The 20,625-nt window shown below is 36.4% G+C and carries 18 protein-coding genes; 9 read left to right on the top strand and 9 right to left on the bottom strand.

The genetic code is table 11. The annotated features are described in order from the left end of the window. Positions 1 to 80: 80 nt before the first annotated feature. Both ACFJGY_RS07995 and ACFJGY_RS07990 read right to left on the bottom strand, forming a co-directional pair. Positions 81 to 764: a DedA family protein gene (locus ACFJGY_RS07995; RefSeq protein ID WP_379969832.1), complete on the bottom strand. Its 684-nt coding sequence runs from the start codon at positions 762 to 764 to the stop codon at positions 81 to 83. 76 nt (positions 765 to 840) lie between these two features. Then, positions 841 to 2,121, bottom strand: a complete 1,281-nt coding sequence (locus tag ACFJGY_RS07990; RefSeq protein ID WP_379969830.1) for a replication-associated recombination protein A — start codon at positions 2,119 to 2,121, stop codon at positions 841 to 843. A 137-nt stretch (positions 2,122 to 2,258) separates the two neighbouring features. On the opposite strand from ACFJGY_RS07990, the gene ACFJGY_RS07985 reads away from it, so the two are divergent. Further along, positions 2,259 to 2,795: a DUF2975 domain-containing protein gene (locus tag ACFJGY_RS07985; RefSeq protein ID WP_379969828.1), complete on the top strand. Its 537-nt coding sequence runs from the start codon at positions 2,259 to 2,261 to the stop codon at positions 2,793 to 2,795. A gap of 3 nt (positions 2,796 to 2,798) precedes the next feature. Continuing rightward, positions 2,799 to 3,008, top strand: a complete 210-nt coding sequence (locus ACFJGY_RS07980) for a helix-turn-helix transcriptional regulator (protein ID WP_133943318.1) — start codon at positions 2,799 to 2,801, stop codon at positions 3,006 to 3,008. On the opposite strand, the gene ACFJGY_RS07975 is transcribed toward ACFJGY_RS07980, so the two are convergent. From ACFJGY_RS07975 to rlmN, 3 genes are all read right to left on the bottom strand, one after another. Further along, entirely contained in the window at positions 3,005 to 3,982 is a 978-nt protein-coding gene (locus ACFJGY_RS07975) for a polyprenyl synthetase family protein (RefSeq protein WP_379969826.1), read from the bottom strand. The genes ACFJGY_RS07980 and ACFJGY_RS07975 overlap by 4 nt on opposite strands. A 261-nt stretch (positions 3,983 to 4,243) precedes the next feature. Beyond that, positions 4,244 to 5,122 carry a hypothetical protein gene (locus ACFJGY_RS07970; RefSeq protein ID WP_379969824.1) on the bottom strand — a complete coding sequence of 293 codons (879 nt, stop codon included), beginning with the start codon at positions 5,120 to 5,122 and terminating at the stop codon, positions 4,244 to 4,246. A 67-nt stretch (positions 5,123 to 5,189) separates the two neighbouring features. After that, the gene (gene rlmN / locus ACFJGY_RS07965) at positions 5,190 to 6,224 is read right to left on the bottom strand and encodes a 23S rRNA (adenine(2503)-C(2))-methyltransferase RlmN (RefSeq protein ID WP_379969822.1); all 1,035 of its coding nucleotides are present in this window, start codon (positions 6,222 to 6,224) and stop codon (positions 5,190 to 5,192) included. A gap of 250 nt (positions 6,225 to 6,474) precedes the next feature. Between rlmN and ACFJGY_RS07960 the strand changes: the two genes are divergently transcribed. Continuing rightward, complete coding sequence (locus tag ACFJGY_RS07960) at positions 6,475 to 8,805, top strand: GAF domain-containing protein (protein ID WP_379969820.1); 2,331 nt, start codon at positions 6,475 to 6,477, stop codon at positions 8,803 to 8,805. A gap of 308 nt (positions 8,806 to 9,113) precedes the next feature. Here the strand turns inward: ACFJGY_RS07960 and tpx are convergent, their stop codons facing one another. Continuing rightward, complete coding sequence (gene tpx, locus ACFJGY_RS07955) at positions 9,114 to 9,686, bottom strand: thiol peroxidase (RefSeq protein ID WP_379969818.1); 573 nt, start codon at positions 9,684 to 9,686, stop codon at positions 9,114 to 9,116. 122 nt (positions 9,687 to 9,808) lie between these two features. Between tpx and ACFJGY_RS07950 the strand changes: the two genes are divergently transcribed. The 3 genes from ACFJGY_RS07950 (at position 9,809) to ACFJGY_RS07940 (ending at position 13,818) form a co-directional block, all read left to right on the top strand. Continuing rightward, complete coding sequence (locus ACFJGY_RS07950; protein WP_379969816.1) at positions 9,809 to 10,198, top strand: hypothetical protein; 390 nt, start codon at positions 9,809 to 9,811, stop codon at positions 10,196 to 10,198. A gap of 253 nt (positions 10,199 to 10,451) precedes the next feature. Further along, positions 10,452 to 12,077 carry an NADP-dependent glyceraldehyde-3-phosphate dehydrogenase gene (locus ACFJGY_RS07945; RefSeq protein ID WP_379969814.1) on the top strand — a complete coding sequence of 542 codons (1,626 nt, stop codon included), beginning with the start codon at positions 10,452 to 10,454 and terminating at the stop codon, positions 12,075 to 12,077. A gap of 286 nt (positions 12,078 to 12,363) precedes the next feature. Continuing rightward, on the top strand, positions 12,364 to 13,818 hold the full coding sequence (locus ACFJGY_RS07940; RefSeq protein ID WP_379969812.1) for an LptF/LptG family permease: 1,455 nt from the start codon (positions 12,364 to 12,366) through the stop codon (positions 13,816 to 13,818). A 55-nt stretch (positions 13,819 to 13,873) separates the two neighbouring features. On the opposite strand, the gene ACFJGY_RS07935 is transcribed toward ACFJGY_RS07940, so the two are convergent. Further along, positions 13,874 to 15,889, bottom strand: coding sequence for a chloride channel protein (locus tag ACFJGY_RS07935; RefSeq protein WP_379969810.1), 2,016 nt, complete (start codon positions 15,887 to 15,889; stop codon positions 13,874 to 13,876). A gap of 65 nt (positions 15,890 to 15,954) precedes the next feature. Between ACFJGY_RS07935 and ACFJGY_RS07930 the strand changes: the two genes are divergently transcribed. Beyond that, on the top strand, positions 15,955 to 16,500 hold the full coding sequence (locus ACFJGY_RS07930; protein WP_379969808.1) for a hypothetical protein: 546 nt from the start codon (positions 15,955 to 15,957) through the stop codon (positions 16,498 to 16,500). Positions 16,501 to 16,636: 136 nt separating this feature from the next. Here ACFJGY_RS07930 and ACFJGY_RS07925 read toward each other — a convergent pair whose 3' ends face one another. Then, positions 16,637 to 17,347: a DUF6261 family protein gene (locus ACFJGY_RS07925; protein ID WP_379969806.1), complete on the bottom strand. Its 711-nt coding sequence runs from the start codon at positions 17,345 to 17,347 to the stop codon at positions 16,637 to 16,639. Positions 17,348 to 17,714: 367 nt separating this feature from the next. On the opposite strand from ACFJGY_RS07925, the gene ACFJGY_RS07920 reads away from it, so the two are divergent. After that, positions 17,715 to 18,497 (top strand): hypothetical protein, encoded by a 783-nt coding sequence (locus ACFJGY_RS07920; protein ID WP_379969804.1) that lies wholly within the window; start codon positions 17,715 to 17,717, stop codon positions 18,495 to 18,497. Between the two features lie 31 nt (positions 18,498 to 18,528). Continuing rightward, positions 18,529 to 19,086 carry a hypothetical protein gene (locus tag ACFJGY_RS07915; RefSeq protein WP_379969802.1) on the top strand — a complete coding sequence of 186 codons (558 nt, stop codon included), beginning with the start codon at positions 18,529 to 18,531 and terminating at the stop codon, positions 19,084 to 19,086. Between the two features lie 60 nt (positions 19,087 to 19,146). Here the strand turns inward: ACFJGY_RS07915 and ACFJGY_RS07910 are convergent, their stop codons facing one another. Further along, complete coding sequence (locus ACFJGY_RS07910) at positions 19,147 to 20,571, bottom strand: sugar MFS transporter (RefSeq protein WP_379969800.1); 1,425 nt, start codon at positions 20,569 to 20,571, stop codon at positions 19,147 to 19,149. Between the last annotated feature and the right edge of the window lie 54 nt (positions 20,572 to 20,625).

Raw genomic sequence — 20,625 nt, 5'->3', positions numbered from 1 at the left:
AAAGCTGCCCCAATTTTAAAAAGCAAAAAACCGGAAATTGACTCCGGTTTTGTATGTTGTGCTGATATTTCAATGTTGAGTTAATCAATTTTCGCTGGTCTTTCCTTATCTTTAGTGAAAAAGAACTTGATAACGATAGGCAAAGTTGTTACCAAAACGATCACCAGAACGATAATTTCCAGTTTTTTCTTCAAATCGATGCCGAACTGATCCATAAATAATTTGTCCAAATAGTGACCGGCAAAAATCATGATAAAGGACCAGGAAAATGCTCCAATGATATTGTAGTAGAAGAATTTCTTTTTGTCCATTTTCACAATTCCCGCAACGATTGGCGCAAATGTCCTTACGATTGGTAAAAATCTCGCCAAAATTACAGCCACTGTTCCGTGGTCTTCGAAGAAATCGTGTGCTTTGAAAAGGTATTTTTTCTTGAAAAGAAATGTATCTTTTCTTTCATATAATAAAGGTCCGCTTTTGTAGCCAAACCAATATCCAACTTCGTTTCCGATAATTGCAGCAATTGCTACAGCTGTTGCTAATATGGAAGTATCCAGAAAATCTGAACCTGTAGTTCCGAAAGTGGTATCAATGATTTTTACGGCATAAATCCCTGAAATGAAGAGTAAGCTGTCGCCCGGCAAAAAGAAACCTACAAAAAGTCCTGTCTCTGCGAAAATGATAAATAAAATAAGCCAAAAACCACCCATTTTGATGTAAAATTCGGGGTTGAGTAGGTCTTTCCAGCTTTCAAAATGTTCCATAGTTTTCTGTCTCTCGCAAAGATATTAAAAGGAATTTGAATTAATCAGCTTAATGTAAAAATTAGGAATATTTAACTCAAAGATCATATTTGTCTTTCCATTTATCCTTCAGCTGTTCGCGGATTTTCTTCTCGGTCGAGTTGTTGGCAGGATCATAAAATTTAGTGCCTTTGATTTCGTCCGGTAAAAATTCAAGATCCACAAAATTGCCTTCGTAGGAATGTGCGTACTGATAATCTTTGCCGTAATCCAGATTTTTCATCAATTTGGTTGGTGCATTTCTGAGGTGAAGTGGAACTGGGAGATTTCCTGTTTTCTTGACAAAAGCCATTGCTTCATTGATGGCGTTGTAAGTGGAATTACTTTTTGGGGAAACGGCAAGGTAAACTGCAGTTTCACTTAGAATAATTCTAGCTTCGGGATTTCCTATGACATTAATGGCTTGGAAACAGTTGTTTGCCATAACTAAAGCGTTTGGATTAGCAAGTCCAATATCTTCTGCTGCTAGAATCATCATTCTGCGGGCAATGAATTTGATATCTTCACCACCAACCAACATTCTGGCAAGCCAATAGACGGCGCCGTTTGGATCGGAACCACGCATCGATTTGATGAAGGCTGAGATGATGTCATAATGCTGTTCTCCATTTTTGTCATACAACGCCATATTTTCCTGCAAAACAGAGAGGACATCTTTGTTGGAGATTTTGTTTTTCTTGGCAGATTTGAATTGATTCAGAACCAATTCGATTGAATTGATCAACTTTCTGGCATCGCCTCCGGAATATTGGATGAAGGCTTCTTTTTCCTCAAGGAAGAATTTGGTATTGTTGAGTTCATTGTATTTTAAAACCGAAATGTCAGCGAGTTCTTCCAGTTTTTCAAAAGTCAAAGCTTTGAGAATATAAACCTGAGTTCTGGAAAGCAAAGCGGAAACCACTTCAAAACTTGGATTTTCAGTAGTCGCACCAATAAGAGTTATCCAGCCTTTTTCGACGGCGTGAAGCAGCGAGTCCTGTTGAGACTTGTTGAATCTGTGAATCTCATCAATAAACAAAATCGGACTTTTTCCGGAAAATAGATTTTGTTTTTTGGCTTCGTCGATGATATCTCGAACGTCTTTTACGCCTGCAGAAACAGCAGATAATTTGTAGAATTTGCGTCCTGAACTTTCGGAGATGATTTCAGCTAAAGTTGTTTTTCCAGTTCCTGGCGGTCCCCAAAAAATTAAGGAATTGATTGTGTCATTCTCCATCATTCTTTTGATGGTTCCGGATTTTCCAGTGAGATGTTCCTGTCCCAAAACATCGTCCAAAGTTTTCGGACGTAGAATTTCAGCAAGTGGAGAATTGTTCATATTTCAAAATTACGGAATTTAAAGACTTTCTAAAACTTAAAACTCTGAATAAAATTTTAATTAATGAAAAAAGATTAATATTTATTGTTTATCAATAAATATTTATTACATTTGAACAATATTTAGAATTATCAATTATGTCAAAAACAAACAACTTCGTCTTTTGGGGCTTATATGTTATAGCCTGGATTATATTTGTCGGCTTGTCTATTGAGGCTGGAGGCTTAATCGTCAATTTCTTTTTCCATCTTTATAATCCCGAGATGGTTCAAAATCTTTATCAAAAGCTGGATTTAATTAAAATGTATCGAGATAATGAATTCGGTTTTTTCAGTATCTACAGTTTTATTTTAATTATTTCAATTTTAAAAGCAGTCCTATTTTACACTGTTATTAACCTGATGCACAAAATGAATTTGGAAAAACCTTTCAGTGCTTTTGTAGCGAAACAGATTTCACAACTTAGTTATTACACGCTTTCAATTGGATTGTTGAGCTATATTGCGAGACAGTTTGTTAAGAATTTGGAGCATCACGGTTTTATTTCAGATAATTTAAACCAATTTTGGGCAGACAGTGAAGCATTTGTTTTGATGGGAGCCGTCATCTACATTATTGCTCAAATTTTCAAAAGAGGCGTAGAATTGCAGGAAGAAAACGATTTAACAGTTTAACTTATGCCAATAATAGTAAACTTGGATGTGATGATGGCCAAACGAAAAATGTCATTGAATGAACTGTCTGAAAAAGTAGATTTGACACTTTCCAACCTTTCTATTCTGAAAACAGGAAAAGCAAAAGCCGTTCGTTTCAGTACTTTGGAAGCGATTTGCAAAGCTTTGGATTGTCAGCCTGCAGATATTTTAGAATATAGAAAAGAAGATTAAAGCTTTCTGCTAATCACGTAATCCAACATCAGTTTCAAAGATTCTTTCGCTTCGTTGTCAGGGAATTCAGCTAAAATTGTGAGTGCTTTTTGCTGATAATCTTTCATTGTCTGGATTGCGTAATCCATTCCGCCGGAAGATTTCACAAATTCTATCAACTCACGTACTTTTTTGGAATCGTTGTTATAACGCTTTATTGTTGCGAAATATTTTTTGTAATTCTCGGGACTTGCATTCTTCAAAGTGTAAATCAGCGGCAAAGTCATCTTTTGTTCCTTAATATCAATTCCAACTGGTTTTCCAATGATATTGCTGGTTTGATAATCGAAAAGGTCATCTTTAATTTGAAATGCCATTCCTGTATAAGTCCCGAATTCCTGCATTTTTTTCGCTGTCGCTTCGTCAACATTATTGGACAGAACACCAACTTCACAGCAAGCCGCAATTAACGTCGCTGTCTTTTGACGGATAATTTCGTAGTAGATATCTTCCGTAATATCCAGTTTTCGCGCTTTTTCAAGTTGCAGCAATTCGCCTTCCGACATTTCACGGATGGTTCTTGCAATTACGGAAAGCAAATCGTAATCCTTATTATCCGTAGAAAGCAAAACAGATTTAGAAAGCAGATAATCACCTACCAAAACTGCAATTTTATTTTTCCAAAGAGCATTGATAGAGAAGAAATTACGGCGTTTATAACTCTCATCCACAACATCATCGTGAACCAGAGTAGCGGTGTGAATCAACTCAATCATACTAGCACCACGGAACGTTTTTTCGTTCACATTTCCGACCAATTTTGCGCATAGAAATACAAACATTGGGCGCATTTGCTTCCCTTTTGTGGTGACAATGAAACGCGTGACTTTATCCAGCAGAGCAACATTACTTTTCATCGATTCGTAAAACTTTTGCTCGAAAAGTTTCATTTCATCAGAGATCGGAGCCTTGATTAATTCTACGGTATTTGCCACTTTTTACTTTTAAAGATTATATTTTTGGAGCAAGACGCTTCAGCCTCTATTCACTTTTCCAACCCGCTGTCCGTTGCAATCTTTTTTGTTGTCATAGCTTAGTCAAAGCCAACAAAAAAGGATTTCCACTACCATCGGGGCTATGTTGAGGATTTGTCTATCCACCGACCCAAAAATTATTAATAAATATTTTAGCAGAATGTATGGATCTAATTTCTAACATCTCACTTCTAAAATCTATTTATTATTCTACAAATATAATTATTCTAAATCTTTAAAAGGAATAAAATAGAGACTTTGGGGCACTTTTTTGATTTTTATATTGAAACGTTCACCAGAAATATAGATTCCCTTTTCAGTCGCAGTAATTCCTTCGATTTGTCCAACATTGTAAGCTTTTCCCAAAGAAAACTTTTTCACAGGTTTGTTGAATAAAAGATTTCCGTTTTCATCTTTCTCGAAAATCATCATATAGACCGATGCTTTTTTGGTGTAACCGACAGTATATAATTTATTTCCAAAAAACGAAGCATCAGTTACTACAAATCCAGTTTCAAAAGATTCTAACTTCTGAGCCGGTTGATCTTCAGACAAATTAGGATCAATCAAATAATGAGAAACCGTATTTGTAATCCATTCTTTGGTGAAAAGATGAATATTGCCATCCAGAAAAACCATTGCTTCCGCATCGAAGTTATTGTTTATATTCTTCGGTGTGAAATCGGTTTGTTCAGGATAGTGAAAAGGAATTGTTTTGATAGAATCAAGAATCAAAGAATCATTCAAGAAAGGGATTTTGTAAATTTTCAGATCTTTTCTGGTTCCCAGATTATTCCCAAATTCTCCGATGTAGAAATTCCCACTGTCATTGGTAATTGCCTCCCAATCTATGTTTTTGAGTTTTGTTTGGAATGTTTTTTCAATATAAGAACTTACTGGTTTTATCTCGAAAATTTCGCTTGTATTCCCGCTGTCGTTGAAGGAGAATAATCGTCCGTCAAGATTTGTCAAGCCTGAACTTTCTCTCAGGGAATCACTCAGAATTGCAATCTTATATTTTTTGAGATTTAATGAGTAAGTTTTCTGCGCAGAAAGTTGAAAACTTAATAAGATAAATAAGAAGTAGAAAATCTTTTTCATATTCCGTAAAAATATGAATTGATTTTCGGAAGATAAAATTAAGTAAATTAAAATATTGTTAAAGAAATTACTCAGCAGATTTATTCGCCAATTGTCCGCAAGCTGCATCAATATCGCCACCGCGGCTTTTTCTTACCATAATGGTGATTCCTGCTTTTTCCAGTTCACGGACGTATTTTTCTTCCGCAGCGATACTTCTGTGGTCAAATTTCCCTTCACCTATCGGATTGTACTGGATCAAATTGACTTTACTCGGAACTTGTCGGCAATATCTGATCAAAGCTTTGATGTCTTCGTCGCCATCATTTATGCCTTTCCAGACGCAATACTCAAAAGTGATAGGCGAACCAGTTTTCTGATACCAATATTGCAGAGAATCCATAATATCAGTCAAAGGAAATTTTTCAGAAAATGGCATAATGTCGTTTCGCTTATGTTCAATTGCGGAATGGAGAGAAAGCGCAAGTTTCACTTTAATTTCCTCGTCAGCCAGCATTTTTATCATCTTCGGAATCCCCGAGGTTGAAACGGTAATTCTTCTTGGCGACATTCCCAGACCTTCCGGCTGTGTGATTTTATGAATGGCTTCGACAACGTTTTTGTAATTCATCATCGGTTCGCCCATTCCCATAAACACAATGTTTGTCAACGGTCTGTCGAAATATTCTTTGCTTTGACGATCGATCAATGCAACCTGATCCACAATTTCTGCAACTTCCAGATTTCTCATTCTTTTCAGCTTTGCAGTTGCGCAAAATTCACAGTTTAATGAGCAGCCAACTTGCGAAGAAACGCAGGCGGTGCTGCGGCTTTCTGTCGGAATCAAAACAGACTCTACCATCAATCCGTCGTGAAGTTTCACACCGTTTTTGATAGTTCCGTCCGTTGATTTCTGTAAAAGATCAACTGAAATAGGATTGATGAAAAAGTCACGGGAAAGGTTTTCTCTCAGGTCTTTGGAAAGATTGGTCATCTCATCAAAGGAATGCATATTCTTGCTCCAAAGCCAGTCATAGACCTGTTTTGCTCGGAAAGGCTTTTCACCAATCGTACCAAAATAGTCTTTCATCTGCTCAAGATTAAGTGTTCTGATGTCCTTCAATGTTCTGAAATTTTTTGCAAAGATACGGGATAATGCAGCAATTTAAAAATATAACAATGCAACAATAGATAAAGATGATAATTCGAAATATTGTTACTTTTTTTTAATCTTATTGGAACTATTTCTCTCATTAATAAATTGTTACACCGGCAGACTGATCCAATATTATATTTAATTAAGGTATTTTTGTTTTTGAAACGACTTTATTAATTTATTCATAATTCTTACATTTGTATTGATTTTTACCCTCATGGAATTCCAAGCCCTTTACGACAGCCCTTTTATTCTTAAACTTTCTTTTGAAAAACTGATCCAGAAAATGGAATCGGAAGCTTTTCAAAATGCTGAATATGCACTTTCTCATAAGAGGATTTTGGAAAAGACAAAAGAAATTCCTGAACTTACGGAAGGAATCAAAGACCTTGATTTTTTTGTCAAAAATGAAACTTTAATGAAGGATCTTCTGAAAGATCTTTTCCCGCCAATGCTGACGAAAAATGAGATCAAGGCAATCGGTTTTCCCTTTTATAATTTCTTTTTCAACCCGACAGAACGTTTCCAGACGATTATCGAACAAGCCGGAGAAAATTTTGATTTGCTGATCAAGGATATGGATCCACACCGTTTTTACGTGATGTGCTGCTGTATTATTTTGAAAAATTTTTATAATGTTCAGATCAATTTTTCATTGCCTTTTATTTTCGATATTCCTAACGAGGATGGCATTGTAAATCATTACCGTTTCCTTAATAATGTAGATTTTATGGAATTAAGGGCTTTGGAAAATTTCAAAATGCTGACCGAAGATGAAATTGCAGAACTGATAGATAATGTTGAGGATCAAGAACTCTGGAAGGAGAAATTCCCTCCCGGCAGTTGGGAAATGAAAGGATTTGCGGTCATTAGTTTTTTTGATGCAACCACAGAAAGTGCCATTTCAAACCTTAAAAGCAAACTGATCAATATTGAAGATGATAAGAATCTTAAGGAAGAGATGAATACAATTTTCCGTTCGATCTTTCAGGTCGCTGATCTTGAAGTCGGCTACACTGCGATCGATCACGAGGGTAATAAATTTGTGAGAAGTCCAATCAATGGGATTATGGACAGTTTTATTCTGACATCGGCACCAAGGAATTTTAAAACCGAAATGATTTGTGAGAAGAGTTTCAATACGCTTGTCGAGTCCAAAAAATATTTCAGTGTTTCCGATGTGGACAGAAGTTTTCAGGATTATCCGGAAAGCCAGATGGCAAAACAACTATACGAATCGGGAATCAAAAGTGCCATTTTCGCACCAATTATCAAAGACAAAAAGATTCTCGGAATTGTAGAATTGGTTTCCAAAAATAAATTGCTGAACAGCATCAATGCCAATAAAATGGAAATCGTAATGCCTTATTTGGTAGATACGATGGATAGGTTGTATACAGGAATAGAGACTAGAATAGAGGCTATTATTCAACGTGAATATACGTCGATCCATCCAAGTGTTTACTGGAAATTCCGCCAGGAAGCAGAACGTCATATTGGTTTTTACAGAGAAGAATTTGATTTGCCTTACAGAAATATTAGTTTCCAGAATCTGACACCGCTTTTCGGGCAAACTGATATTCGCAATTCATCAATTTCCAGAAATCTGGTTATCAAACAAGATCTTGAAATTCAATTAAGATTGATAACTGATTTATTGTCAAAATTCAGTTATGATAATGATCTTGAATCTTTTAAAGAAAAACTTGCTAAGTCTCAAAAATTATTAGACAAAGACTTAAAAGCGGATACAGAAAATCAGGTTCAGACTTTTATTTTGTCCGAGATTCATCCGTTGTTTGCTTCAATAAAACTTCAAAATATTGAGTATAATCAATTGGTTACAGATTATTACAAAAAGTTGGATCCAAGAACCAATATGGTTTATGATTTCCGTAGAAAATTTGACGATAGTTTGTCTTCAATTAATAAAAATCTGGCCGATATTCTGGACAAAAGACAAGAGGAACAACAGCATCGTTTTCCCTTCTATTACGAGCGTTTCAAAACCGACGGATTAGAGCACAATATGTACATTGGATCTTCTATTGCGCCAGATTTGACTTATGATCCGGTTTTTTTAAAAAATCTTAGATTATGGCAACTGCGTGTGCTTTGTGAAAGTGAATTGCAGTACAACCAATTTAGAAAGAATCTTGAATATTCATTAGATGTTTCATCATTGATTTTGGTTTACAGTACGCCAATCAGTATCAGATTCCGAATGGACGAAAAACGTTTTGATGTGGACGGAAGCTACAATGCACGCTACGAAATGATTAAAAAACGCATCGATAAATCGACTGTTAAAAACTCAACTGAGCGAATCACACAACCTGGAAAAATTAGTATTATTTTTTCTCAGGAAAGAGAAAGACAGGATTATTTATCTTTAATAAAAATCCTCCAGAATCAAAATATTCTGGAATCAACTGTTGAGGAATTGGAAGTTGAAGATTTACAGGGAATTAATGGTTTGAAAGCTTTGCGTGTTACAGTGAATTATGAAGCAAAGGATGTGGATTATGAGTTTGTGGAGGGGATCTGAAAATTGTAAAATTATTCTCCATGGATCAGTTTTATAATTTTTCCTGTTTTTTGAATCCATAATTATTAAAAAACGCCACCTATTTCTCATTGTTGTTGTGTGCCATTTAGAATCCAGTAATTCTCATGATATACAATATTTATTATTCCAAACTGTCAAAAATCACCAAACCCCAAATCAAAAAAACACACTTAGGTAACGGGAAGGTAACAGCGATGTAACGGAAATCATCTCTCAAAATAATATGTCAAATTGACAAAAGCAACCTATGTTAGGTTGCTTTTCAATATTGTAGAAAGTAATAATCTCTATAATTTAACAGCCTTCATTGCAGCCTCATAATTTGGCTCGTGAGAAATATCGCTCACTTGCTCTTCGTAAACAATTTTCCCGGACGGATCTATTACCACAACGGCTCTGCTCAAAAGCCCTTTCATAGGAGAATCCGTCAATTCTACGCCATACGTTTTTCCAAAATCGGATCGAAAATCGGACAGCATCACGACATTTTTAATACCTTCAGCACCACAAAATCTCTTCTGCGCAAACGGAAGATCTTTTGAAATACAAAGTACAACCGTATTCGGAAGGCTTGCCGCATTTTCATTAAAATGACGTACCGAGGCAGAACAAACACCCGTATCTACACTGGGGAAGATATTCAGAATCAGATATTTTCCTTTATAGGAATCCAGATTCTGATCTTTCATATCCACACCCGTCAAACTGAATTTCGGCGCCTGCTGATTGATGGTCGGCAATTTGGAATAAGTATGCACTGTATTTCCACCCATCAAAACGGTATTGGCTGTTTTAGAACTTTGAGCAAAAACAAATGTTGAGAAACATAACATTGTACTGAAAACTATTTTTGAAAACATATTTTTAATTTTAAACAAATTTATCTCATTTTATGAATGATCTTAGATTAATGCCAAGGATTTAACAATCATTAATATTTTTTGGAATCATTCTTGAACCTACACCAAGAAAATCCCCTATTATGGAAGCAAATACAATTAAAACTATCGCAAAATACGGCTTAGGCGCAATGCTGATTACAGCAGGAATCGGACACCTGACCTTCGCAAGAAAAGAATTTCAGGCTCAGGTTCCGGAGTGGGTTCCGCTGGAAAAGGATGACACTGTTATCTATTCCGGAATCGTTGAGATCGCCATGGGAGCCGCCATCATCGCTGCACCCAAGAAATATGAATCACTTGTAGGAAAGATCGCAGCAGGATTATTCACTGCTGTTTTCCCGGGAAATTATACTCAATATAAAGAAAGAAGAAGCGCTTTCGGCCTCAACACAGATAACAAGAGGTTTGCCAGATTATTTATGCAGCCAGCTCTCATTGCTTGGGCGCTTAAGTCTACGGATGGTAAATAATTCTTCATCAAATTAATAAAAAACTCAATTTTGTCATTCCGTAGGAATCTAAACTGTCTTTGTCGAGATATACGAAGTCAAGATTTCTACGGAATAATAAAATACTAGAAAATAATAACTCAACTATAATGTTGAGTTTTTTTGATTCCCGCATAGAATAAATCTATGTTAACATATTCCCAGAATCAATCTTTATCTCTAAATTTATTGTCATCAAAAATCGAAATCTAATTCAATAACAATTAACAAAACTATGAGTTCAGAAAATCCAATCTTCAAAGACATATTCAAAAGCGAAAACGAAATCCCAGAAGAATACAAAGTCGCGGAAATCCACCAACGTGTTTACCTCCTGAACGGTGAACTGGTAGAATGGAACGGCGATGTTACCGAAATCTACTCCCCGATCTGCATCCCGACAGAAAACGGACTGGAAAGAAAACTATTGGGAAGCATCCCGAACATTACGCCGCAGGATGCAATGGACGTTCTGGAAGCCTCCGTAAAAGCTTACGACAACGGACTTGGCGAATGGCCGACCATGTCTGTGGAAGGCAGAATCAAATGTATGCAGAAGTTCGTTTATTTAATGATTCAGCAAAGAGAATTGGTCATCAAACTATTGATGTGGGAAATCGGAAAAACACTCCCAGATTCTACCAAAGAATTTGACAGAACGGTAGATTACATTAACCAAACCATTGACGCTTTAAAAGATCTTGACCGCGAATCTTCAAGATTCCAACAGGCAGAAGGAACAATTGCCCAAATCAGAAGAGCACCGCTTGGCGTAGTACTGAGTATGGGACCATTCAATTATCCGCTGAATGAGATCTTCACAACATTGATTCCTGCTTTGATTATGGGAAATACGATCTTGTTCAAATTACCAAAACACGGCGTTCTTGCCCATTATCCTTTATTAAAAGCTTTCCAGGAAGCCTTCCCAAAAGGAACAGTCAATACACTTTACGGAAAAGGAGCAGAGATCATCACCCCAATTATGGAAAGCGGAAAAGTGAATGTTCTGGCTTTTATCGGATCGAGTAAAGTTGCCAATGGTTTGAAAAAACTTCATCCAAAAGTCAACAGATTAAGAGCAATTTTAAGCCTTGATGCCAAAAATGCAGCTATCGTTACAAAACACGCCGACCTGGATGTTGCTGTCAGCGAATGTATTCTGGGATCACTTTCCTTCAACGGTCAACGATGTACGGCTTTAAAATTAATCTTCGTTCAGAAAGAAGTAGCTGAGGAATTTACTAAGAAGTTAACGGCTGCAGTTTCCGCTTTGAAACCTGGTTTGCCTTGGGAAAAAGATGTGAAGATCACGCCGCTTCCGGAAGTTAATAAACCACCATATTTAAAAGAATGCATCGATGATGCTTTGGCAAAAGGCGCAAAAGTCCTGAATGAAAACGGCGGTTATAACGAAGCGTCTTTCGTTTTTCCAGCTGTAGTTTATCCTGTGAACGACCAAATGAAACTTTATCACGAGGAGCAATTCGGACCGGTGATTCCTGTAGTTCCTTTTGACAATATCGAAGAGCCAATCGATTATCAGGTGAATGCAGATCACGGGATGCAGGTGAGTCTTTTCAGTGAAGATCCAATGGAAACTTCGAAACTGATTGATGCGTTTGTAAACTTGGTAAGTCGTCTTAATATCAACTGTCAGGCACAAAGAGGTCCGGATGTTTTCCCATTCACGGGAAGAAAAGACAGCGCAGAAGGAACACTTTCTGTTTTTGACGCTCTGAGATCTTTCTCAATCCGATCTTTGGTGGCTGCAAAAATTACAGAATCCAACAAGACATTATTGAACTCAATCGTAAGAGACCACGATTCTAACTTCCTGAGTACGGATTATATTTTTTAATCAGACTCAAAGATAATAGACGAATAGATAATAGACTTTTATTGTCTTTAATTTAATCCGCAATTGAATGTTGCGGATTTTTTGTGATCATATTTTGATAATTATTTAACTATGATCAATAGGAATGGGCTAAAGCCATTTTTGTTTTCAATTTTGTTATCGGGCTAAAGCTGGACACTATTAATTTATCAAAGAAAATTATCAACTTTATAAATATTTCCTAAAATCTCACAACCCATTTCAGTATTGCTTTTTTTGCAGTATTTTTGAGGTTTAAATTTCTGAATTGAAAAAATTAGATCAATATATTGTCAAAACCTTTTTCGGACCGTTTCTTTTTATTTTCAGTGTGTTGTTTTTCATCTTCATTGTTAATATTATCTGGACGCAGATGTCTCAGCTGACAGGAAAAGGACTAAGCTATGGCGAAATACTGAAGTTGCTTTTCTATCTGGGAATGAGCGTTGTGAGTATGGTTTTGCCGCTCACGATCCTACTCTCCTCCATTATGACATTTGGGGATTTTGGAGAACGGTATGAGCTGGCAGCGATGAAGGCCGCAGGGATTTCACTGCTTCGGGTGATGATGCCATTGCTGATTACGGTTAGTTTTCTCGCCGGTATTCTGTTTTTCTTTTCCAATAATGTGATACCGGATTTCCAGAGAAAGGCAAAGAATATGTTATTTAATATTGTGTCGTCCAAACCTGCAATCAACTTTACACCAGGTGTTTTTATTGATCAGATCTCCGGATACTCAGTGAAATTTGATAAGATCTATGGTGAAAAAGGCGAAAAGCTGGAAGGTGTTTTCCTTCACAAGAATGCAAGTCCTTATGATAATCAACAGACCATCATTGCAAAGCAGGGAAAATTTGCTCCGGCAGAAGACCGTAACTATCTGAAACTAATCCTGTACAACGGCTATGTTTTTGAAGATAATATCTCTGGTAAGCCTTATGAGGAAAGAAAAAAACAACCGAACCAATCCGTGAAATTTGACAGTCTGGTTTATCATTTTGACATCAGCGAACTGATAAATAATGCGATAGAGCAGGAAAAAATAACGGATGATTACCGCTTCCAGACTTATGCAGAAGTGAATACTACACTGGAAAAAAATAGAAAAACCAATATTGCAACAGTCAATTCGGTGACGTCGCCGGTGATCACGCAGACCAACAACTACGTTCAATACATCGATAAGGTGAAGCCTAAGGACAAAATCATCAAAGAGCCGTATAAAATCGATACACTAAAAAAAGATAAAAAACTGGAAGTGCTTTGGGGTGCTTACAGCAAAATAAATGTTCTGAAAGCGGCTATAGATTCTAACGAGAATGCTATTGCAGACACGGTGAAACAGCATAATAAAATCGTGATGTACCAGCAGCGTATTGTCTCCTACTCGTTCACCTGTATCATTTTCTTTTTGATTGGTGCCAGTCTAGGATCCATCATCAGAAAGGGCGGAATGGGACTTCCGGTGATTATCGCGATTGTGATCTTCATCATTTTTTACGTTCTGAATCTTACCGTAGAAAACATATCCTGGAAAGGAAAACTAAATCCTTACCTCGCAGCCTGGATTCCGAATATTGTACTATTTCCATTCAGTGTCTGGATTACTTATAAAGCTCTGACAGATTCCCAGTTATTTGATATTGAGAAATACAAAGCACTGTTCAAACCGCTTATTGATAGATTCTCGAAACCAAAAGAACATCAGCGATACCAATAAATATAACAGCCGGATTAGAAATAATCCGGCTTTTTGTTTGTTTAAAAATCACTCATTACTCAGAATAACCTTTCAGGACTTGTCTGTAGCTCATCAGAATTGATGATTTGGAGATGAAACCAATAAACAGATTATTCTGATCAACAACCGGGAGATTCCAGGATCCTGTATCATCAAAAATCTGCAGGATATCCAGCGGTTTATCTTCGGGTTTTATCAATGCTGGTGGTGCTTTCATAATTTTTATAACTGGCAGTGCGGCATTATTTTCCTGATTGAAAAGATAAGGCCGGATATCATCAAGCGTCAGAATTCCTTTTAATTTTTTATCACTATTTACCACGGCAAACAAATTTTTGCTGCCATTTTTCACCATTTCGAAAAGGTCATTTATAGAAGCATTTTCGTGGATGGTCTGAGCATTTTTATCGATAAAATCTTCCGTGTGAAGTGAAAATAAAAGGTTTTTATCGTGCTCATTGGTAAATATTTTTCCCTGATCTGCCAAAGATTTCAGTTCCGGTGATATGGGCGAAAACCATTTTGCCATCAGATAAGAAATGACAGACACGATCATCAACGGAATAAACAAATCATAGCCAAAGCTGGATTCGGCAATCAGAAAGATAGCTGTTAACGGTGCATACAAAACCCCGCTCATTGCGCCTGCCATCCCAACCAAAACAAGATTGGTAACCGGAACATCCTTGAAACCGATCTGCTGACAGATCACTCCAAATAAAAATCCAACAGAACCTCCCGCAAAAAGTGATGGCGCAAAATTACCGCCATTCCCGCCGCTGAAAATGGTAAACGATGTTGCGAAGGCTTTTAAAAGACAAACGAGAATCAGAAATATGATAATCGTATATTCCTTAAGATCAAAATATCTGAAAAGGCTGTTCTCAATAATAATATTAGCATGTCCATTGGTAAATGCCTTTACCGTATCATACCCTTCTCCGAATAAGGGCGGAAAAAGAACACATAGAAACGACAAAACAGCACCTCCCAGCATGGCCTTGCGCAGACGAGACATTCGCAGTCCTTTGAGAAAGTGCTCGACTTTCTGAGACACAATTAAAAAATATCTGGCGTACAAACCTGTCACAATTCCCAATATCAGATAGTAAGGGACATTCTTATAATTGAATGCTTCCCTCGTATAAAATCTGAAAAGAATATCTTCCTGAAGTAGAATCCTGGACAAAAGACTTCCACAAACGGCAGCCACAACCAATGGGATGAAGTCTGTAAACACAACACCCGTCAGCAGGATCTCAAAAGCAAACATAATCCCGGCAATCGGAGCGTTGAAGGCAGAAGCTATACCAGCCGTTGCTCCTGCGGCCAAAAGCAAAGTCCTTTCTTTATAATTCAGACGGTAGGTCTGGGCGTAGTTGGAACCAATCGCCGCACCAGTCACTGCAATCGGACTTTCCAGACCCGCAGATCCTCCAAGACCAACAGTAATAGCACTTTGCACAATCTGCGAATACGTTTTAACGGAAGAAACAATGCTGGAATTCTGTGCAATCTCATACAATATCGCACCAATACCCTTCCTGTCCTGACCTTTGAAAATAGTAAGAACAATACTCGTCGTCAACACAATTCCTAAAAAAGGAAAGATAATGTAGAACAAAATCTGATATTCAAAATGAACTTTATTTGTAATGAAAAAGTGAATATTATGGACAATGGTTTTCAGCAAAACGCCCGCTAATCCTGCGGTACAACCTACCAAAATCCCGGAAAGCAGAAGAAACTGGCTTCGGCTGAGTCTGTTGTTGAGCCAGTGCAGGATCAGTTCATAACTGCGAGCCTTCTCCAGCCCATATTGCTGAAAATCTCTTTTAAATTTGAGAAAACTGAGAAATCTTTTTTTGTTATGAATTTTCACGTCTGGTATATTTCTGTATAGATAAAAATGAACATCACAGGATCTAAATATCACGATTCCGAATGTTTCACAAATATACCAAAAGGATATGGAAAGCCTCAAATCTCCGGAAATCAGTTGGTCATTTTTCTTAGCTTTTACTGTTCCAAACCGAAAGAACATCAGCATTATTGGTAATTTATCAATATGTCTTTTAATTAAAGTCTTATATTCGTACCACAAAAGCTGATGTTATGAAAAAAATAATTCTTTCGATCTGTGCCCTGGCCGTTCTGCAATCCTGCATCGTCTCTACCGCTGCAAAAGCAGTGACTGGTGTTGCCAAACTGGGTTACAAAGCGGTGAAAGGTACTGTAAAAGGCGTAAGCTGGGCGGTGAGCAAAGCCAATGGCAAAATTGATAAGGACAGAATCGATGGCACGTGGAAGATTGTTGGGGTTTATCACGGCTCTTTTGAGCAATTCAGCCAGGATCAGAATCCCGAGAGCTCTTTCAACAGTGAATGTGTGGATGGCTTTGACCAGATCATCTTCAATTCCAAACGATCCAAATACAAACCCGTGCATTGCAGCACTGAAAAAGAAAGCTGGGAAAAATATGACTTCGAGTTTGGAAAAAACCCTTTGACCAAAGAGAAAGAAAATTACCTGGAGTTCAATTCCAGCAACTACATCTCTATTATCGATATCAACAGCAAAACGATGATCCTGGAAGGCAGCCTGATGCCAAAGCAAGCCTTCTCCGGTGGTAAACTCTACCTCCTGGAAAAGATAAAATAAGATAAAAGCAACCTGGTGCAGGTTGCTTTTTTTATGGCATTTTCTTTAGGTTCTGAAATATATTCTCTCTCGCAGATCGAGCAGATTTTGCAGATTCTTTTTGAATTTTGATCCGCTTAATATGAAAATAAATCCATTATTCCGGGATGGTAATTCCTTTATTTACAGTCGGCGGTTGGTTCGATTGTTTTGCAGCTTTCACCAGTTCGTTTATGTCATTGTAGAAGAGTTTCCAGTCTGTGACGTCTTTCATTGCGGTCAACAGTCCGAAGAAAGATTTCAGGGTTTTCTCCAGATCTTTTCGGATGACTGAGGCGCTTTTCTGGTTTCGAAGATCGCCATTGGCGCCAGCCTGTTCTGCAAAGATGGCTTCGAAAGCGGTTTGTTTGTCTTTCATCTCATCAAAAGCAATGGTCAGTTTCAGGTCTTTGAGTTTCTGACTGTTCTCCGATTTTTCCAGCTCCTCGATGAGTTTTTTCATTTGGGCAGTTTGGGAGGAGTAGCTCAAGCGGTCGAGATTGAGACCAAACTGTTTGAAGATTTGATAAAGGTGTTCTGCAGATTGATAGCCTGGTAAAGTGACCATTTTGCGGTAACTGTTGAGAAAGGCTTTCAGAGTTGTGAAAGCAAGGTCTCTTTCATTATCGCTATTTGCAACGTCATTCCCTTTTCCGCTGAATGTCATTTTTGTATAAACGGCATCGTAATCTGCATACATCAGCTTAAGTTCTGCCAGAAGTGGATGACCGTCAATCACGGGATAATCACCTGAGTCAGATGTGTTGATTGTTCTCTGCGCGAGCGTCGCTAAGTCTTTCGTGCTTAGCTTTCTTAATGTGATTTTCATAAACCAAATGTGTTTTTGTTAATAATTTATTTAATGAATTCCGTTTTTAAATATATTATTTTTTTTGATTTATGGCAAAACATTTTGATTAAACTAAAAACATTTTGTGTTTTAATTTAAACCACTTGCTTAGAGAAAAAACAAGTTGAGGTTTTGTTTAATCGAGTTGTTTTGGCAAAAAACATTTTGTGTTTTAGTTTAATTGAGTTGTTTGGAGAAAATGACAGTTGTGGTTTGGTTTAATTGGGGTGTTTGGGCAAAAAACATTTTTTGCTTGGTTTTAAATAATACAAAATGATCATTACAATATAATTTCGAACAGAATGTTGACATAATTTCTATACTTTTAATAAATATAAATTATTGTATGACAGAACAAGAAATTTTAGAGGCAATTACTAAATCAGGATATTTATTTGAGTCTGAAATTGTAAAATTTTTATCCGGGCAAAACTTTTTCGTTGAATCAAATGTAGTATTTAAAGATCCTATTACATTAAAGAGCAGAGAAATAGACATTGTAGCAGAAACATACAATGAATACCGAGAGGGAATTTCGTCAAAAATTAGATATTTTTTTGAACTTAAAAATAATAGTTTTCCGTTGGTACTTTTAACTGAATTACAATTTAATCCTAATACTCCCGAGCAGCTTATCAAGGAAATTGTTACGGTACCCACAAATATGCAATATGATCCATCAGATGGTTACTGGGAATCTCTTCAATATGATGGTCTTCCATTATTTACACAATATTGTTCTTTTACCAAAAAAAATAATAATCAAATTATGGCATCTCATCCTGATGAATTGTATTCTAGTTTAAATAAGTTATGTTGGTACTGCGAAGATGAATTTTTAAAACATATAGACATATTCAGTAATATGAATAATAAGTATTTTAGACATTGGCTATATTTACCAATACTTCTTATCAATGATGATCTATACCAACTTACTGTTGAGAATAATAATTCTAATCTGAAAAAAGTATTATTTTCTAAGTTATTAGTAAATTTCTATTATGATGACTCACCAACTTCAACAATAGTTTACATTGTCACTAAATCACATTTAAAAGATTTTTTACAAGAAATGAATATGCTAGAATTGCAGATTGCAAATAAAATGAGTGATAGTAATCCTTAATAAAATATTAGGTATTTGATAAAACATAACTATGTCATTAAAAGAATTAATAAAAAATCAGACAATCATTATTGATGATCATAAAAGAGGTACTGGAGAAATTAAAAATTTTGATAATCATCAAAACGATGTTCATATTGATAAGGAAACTAATTATCCTTTTAATGGTAAAAAGCAAAGAATAAAAATTAGAGTACCTATTAATTCTGATAATCCTATTAAAGTTGAAAACACAAAAGGCAAAATTGAAATTCCAGGAAAATTAAAAAAAGAAATTCAAAACGCTTTTGAAAATAAAAATACTAGAACGGCATTTATTAAAGATGTGATTGAAATTTTAAGAAATTATGAATCTTCATTATCTACAGAAGAAATTGCTGAAAATATTTTGAACAGATTATCAAAACACTTCGATTTAAAGTGGAATAAAGAAAAGATTGAAAGATATACAGATGAAATTTTAATTGCATATACTCAATTTTACACTGATAATAAGGGTCAAAATTATTTTATTAAATTAGAAAGCAAAAAGATTACTATTGGTCAAAATAGCGGATACGCAAAGCAATTTAAAACATTCAATCCCTAGATATATTATCAAAAAAAAACCTGCTCTCCAACAGGTTTTCATATTTATAAAGTAAAAATCTTAATGTCCAGACTTAGCATCCACATCCTGTTTCACATGACCCAGATATTTGGTGCAATATGCTCCGAAGATCAGGATAAACAGGTAACAGAACACAGGAATCACAAAGGAATGCTGAACACCGAATTGATCTGCCAAATATCCCTGAAAAATAGGAATAATTGCACCTCCTAAAATCGCCATCACCACCAATGATGAACCCTGACTTGTATATTTTCCTAACCCTGAAATCGCCAATGTGTAAATATTAGAGAACATAATAGAATTAAAAATTCCGATTCCTAAAATGCTGTACATCGCCATTTCACCGTGATTCAACATTGCTGAAATCAGTAACAAAACATTGATTCCTGCAAAGATGGATAACGTTCTTGCCGGAGCAGATTTTCCGATAAAAAATGCAATGAAATTCAGAGCAATAAATACTAAAAAGAAACTGATCTGTGCAAAAGTCAAATCAACAATACTGAAAATCACAAGAAAAACAGCAGTTGCTGCTCCCAACATATATAAAGCTTTTTTTCCTTGACTAATTGAATGGTTCAATGAAATAGCTCCAAGGAAACGTCCGATCATCGCACCTCCCCAATACAGAGACAGGTAGTTTTTGCTTACTACTTCAGAAAGATTCATTACTTGTGGCTGCTCCAAAAAGCTGATGATAAAGCTTCCGACAGCTACTTCCCCACCTACATAGCAGAACATTGCAAAAACACCGAATTTCAGATGATTGTGTTGCAACGCTCCGAAACCTTTTACGATTTCTTCCCCTTTTACCTGAAAATCAGGAAGCTTCACTCTCGAAATTAATAATGCAACCAATAATAAGATTCCGGCAAATATCAGATAAGGAATCTTCGTGGCTGATGCAGAGAAAGAACCATCCGGCGCAGAGAACAATTCGAATATCAAATGACCGCCCAAAACCGGCGCAATGGTTGTTCCGAATGCGTTGAAAGCCTGTGTCATATTCAGTCGGCTGGATGCAGAATCTTCCGGACCCAATAACGAAACGTAAGCATTCGCTGTAATTTGCAATACGGTAAATCCTAAACCTAAGATAAACAAAGCGCCTAAGAACAATGGATAAGAAGACAAACTCGCCGCAGGATAAAACAAGACGCAACCAAAAGCCGCCAGGAAAATTCCGAAAAGAATTCCTTTCTTGTAACCCACTTTATCAATAGGATCGCCTTTGGTCGTTGAAATCAAAAAGTAAATTAATGAGCCTATAAAATAAGCGCCAAAGAAACAAAACTGCACCAGCATCGACTGGAAGAATGTCAGGCTGAAAAGCTGTTTCAGGTAAGGAATAAGGATGTCATTCATACACGTGATGAATCCCCACATAAAAAACAAAAGCGTAATCGTAATCAGCGGAACAGTATAACTCTTGTTCGTGGATTTTACTTTATTATTTGTCATATACATTTAATTTAAAAAGAGGCTATCTCTAGCCTCTTTTGTTAATAATTACTT

Source organism: Epilithonimonas sp. UC225_85, from assembly GCF_042695135.1.
Lineage (GTDB): Bacteria > Bacteroidota > Bacteroidia > Flavobacteriales > Weeksellaceae > Epilithonimonas.
This window is presented reverse-complemented; position numbering and strand designations above follow the sequence as displayed.

Coding starts and splice junctions, on each gene's coding strand:
- ACFJGY_RS07935 (WP_379969810.1), bottom strand. CDS start 15,889: ATGCTGATGTTCTTTCGGTTTGGAACAGTAAAAGCTAAGAAAAATGAC.
- ACFJGY_RS07985 (WP_379969828.1), top strand. CDS start 2,259: ATGTCAAAAACAAACAACTTCGTCTTTTGGGGCTTATATGTTATAGCC.
- ACFJGY_RS07925 (WP_379969806.1), bottom strand. CDS start 17,347: ATGAAAATCACATTAAGAAAGCTAAGCACGAAAGACTTAGCGACGCTC.
- ACFJGY_RS07910 (WP_379969800.1), bottom strand. CDS start 20,571: ATGACAAATAATAAAGTAAAATCCACGAACAAGAGTTATACTGTTCCG.
- ACFJGY_RS07995 (WP_379969832.1), bottom strand. CDS start 764: ATGGAACATTTTGAAAGCTGGAAAGACCTACTCAACCCCGAATTTTAC.
- ACFJGY_RS07980 (WP_133943318.1), top strand. CDS start 2,799: ATGCCAATAATAGTAAACTTGGATGTGATGATGGCCAAACGAAAAATG.
- ACFJGY_RS07960 (WP_379969820.1), top strand. CDS start 6,475: ATGGAATTCCAAGCCCTTTACGACAGCCCTTTTATTCTTAAACTTTCT.
- ACFJGY_RS07990 (WP_379969830.1), bottom strand. CDS start 2,121: ATGAACAATTCTCCACTTGCTGAAATTCTACGTCCGAAAACTTTGGAC.
- ACFJGY_RS07950 (WP_379969816.1), top strand. CDS start 9,809: ATGGAAGCAAATACAATTAAAACTATCGCAAAATACGGCTTAGGCGCA.
- ACFJGY_RS07915 (WP_379969802.1), top strand. CDS start 18,529: ATGTCATTAAAAGAATTAATAAAAAATCAGACAATCATTATTGATGAT.
- tpx (WP_379969818.1), bottom strand. CDS start 9,686: ATGTTTTCAAAAATAGTTTTCAGTACAATGTTATGTTTCTCAACATTT.
- ACFJGY_RS07970 (WP_379969824.1), bottom strand. CDS start 5,122: ATGAAAAAGATTTTCTACTTCTTATTTATCTTATTAAGTTTTCAACTT.
- ACFJGY_RS07930 (WP_379969808.1), top strand. CDS start 15,955: ATGAAAAAAATAATTCTTTCGATCTGTGCCCTGGCCGTTCTGCAATCC.
- ACFJGY_RS07945 (WP_379969814.1), top strand. CDS start 10,452: ATGAGTTCAGAAAATCCAATCTTCAAAGACATATTCAAAAGCGAAAAC.
- ACFJGY_RS07920 (WP_379969804.1), top strand. CDS start 17,715: ATGACAGAACAAGAAATTTTAGAGGCAATTACTAAATCAGGATATTTA.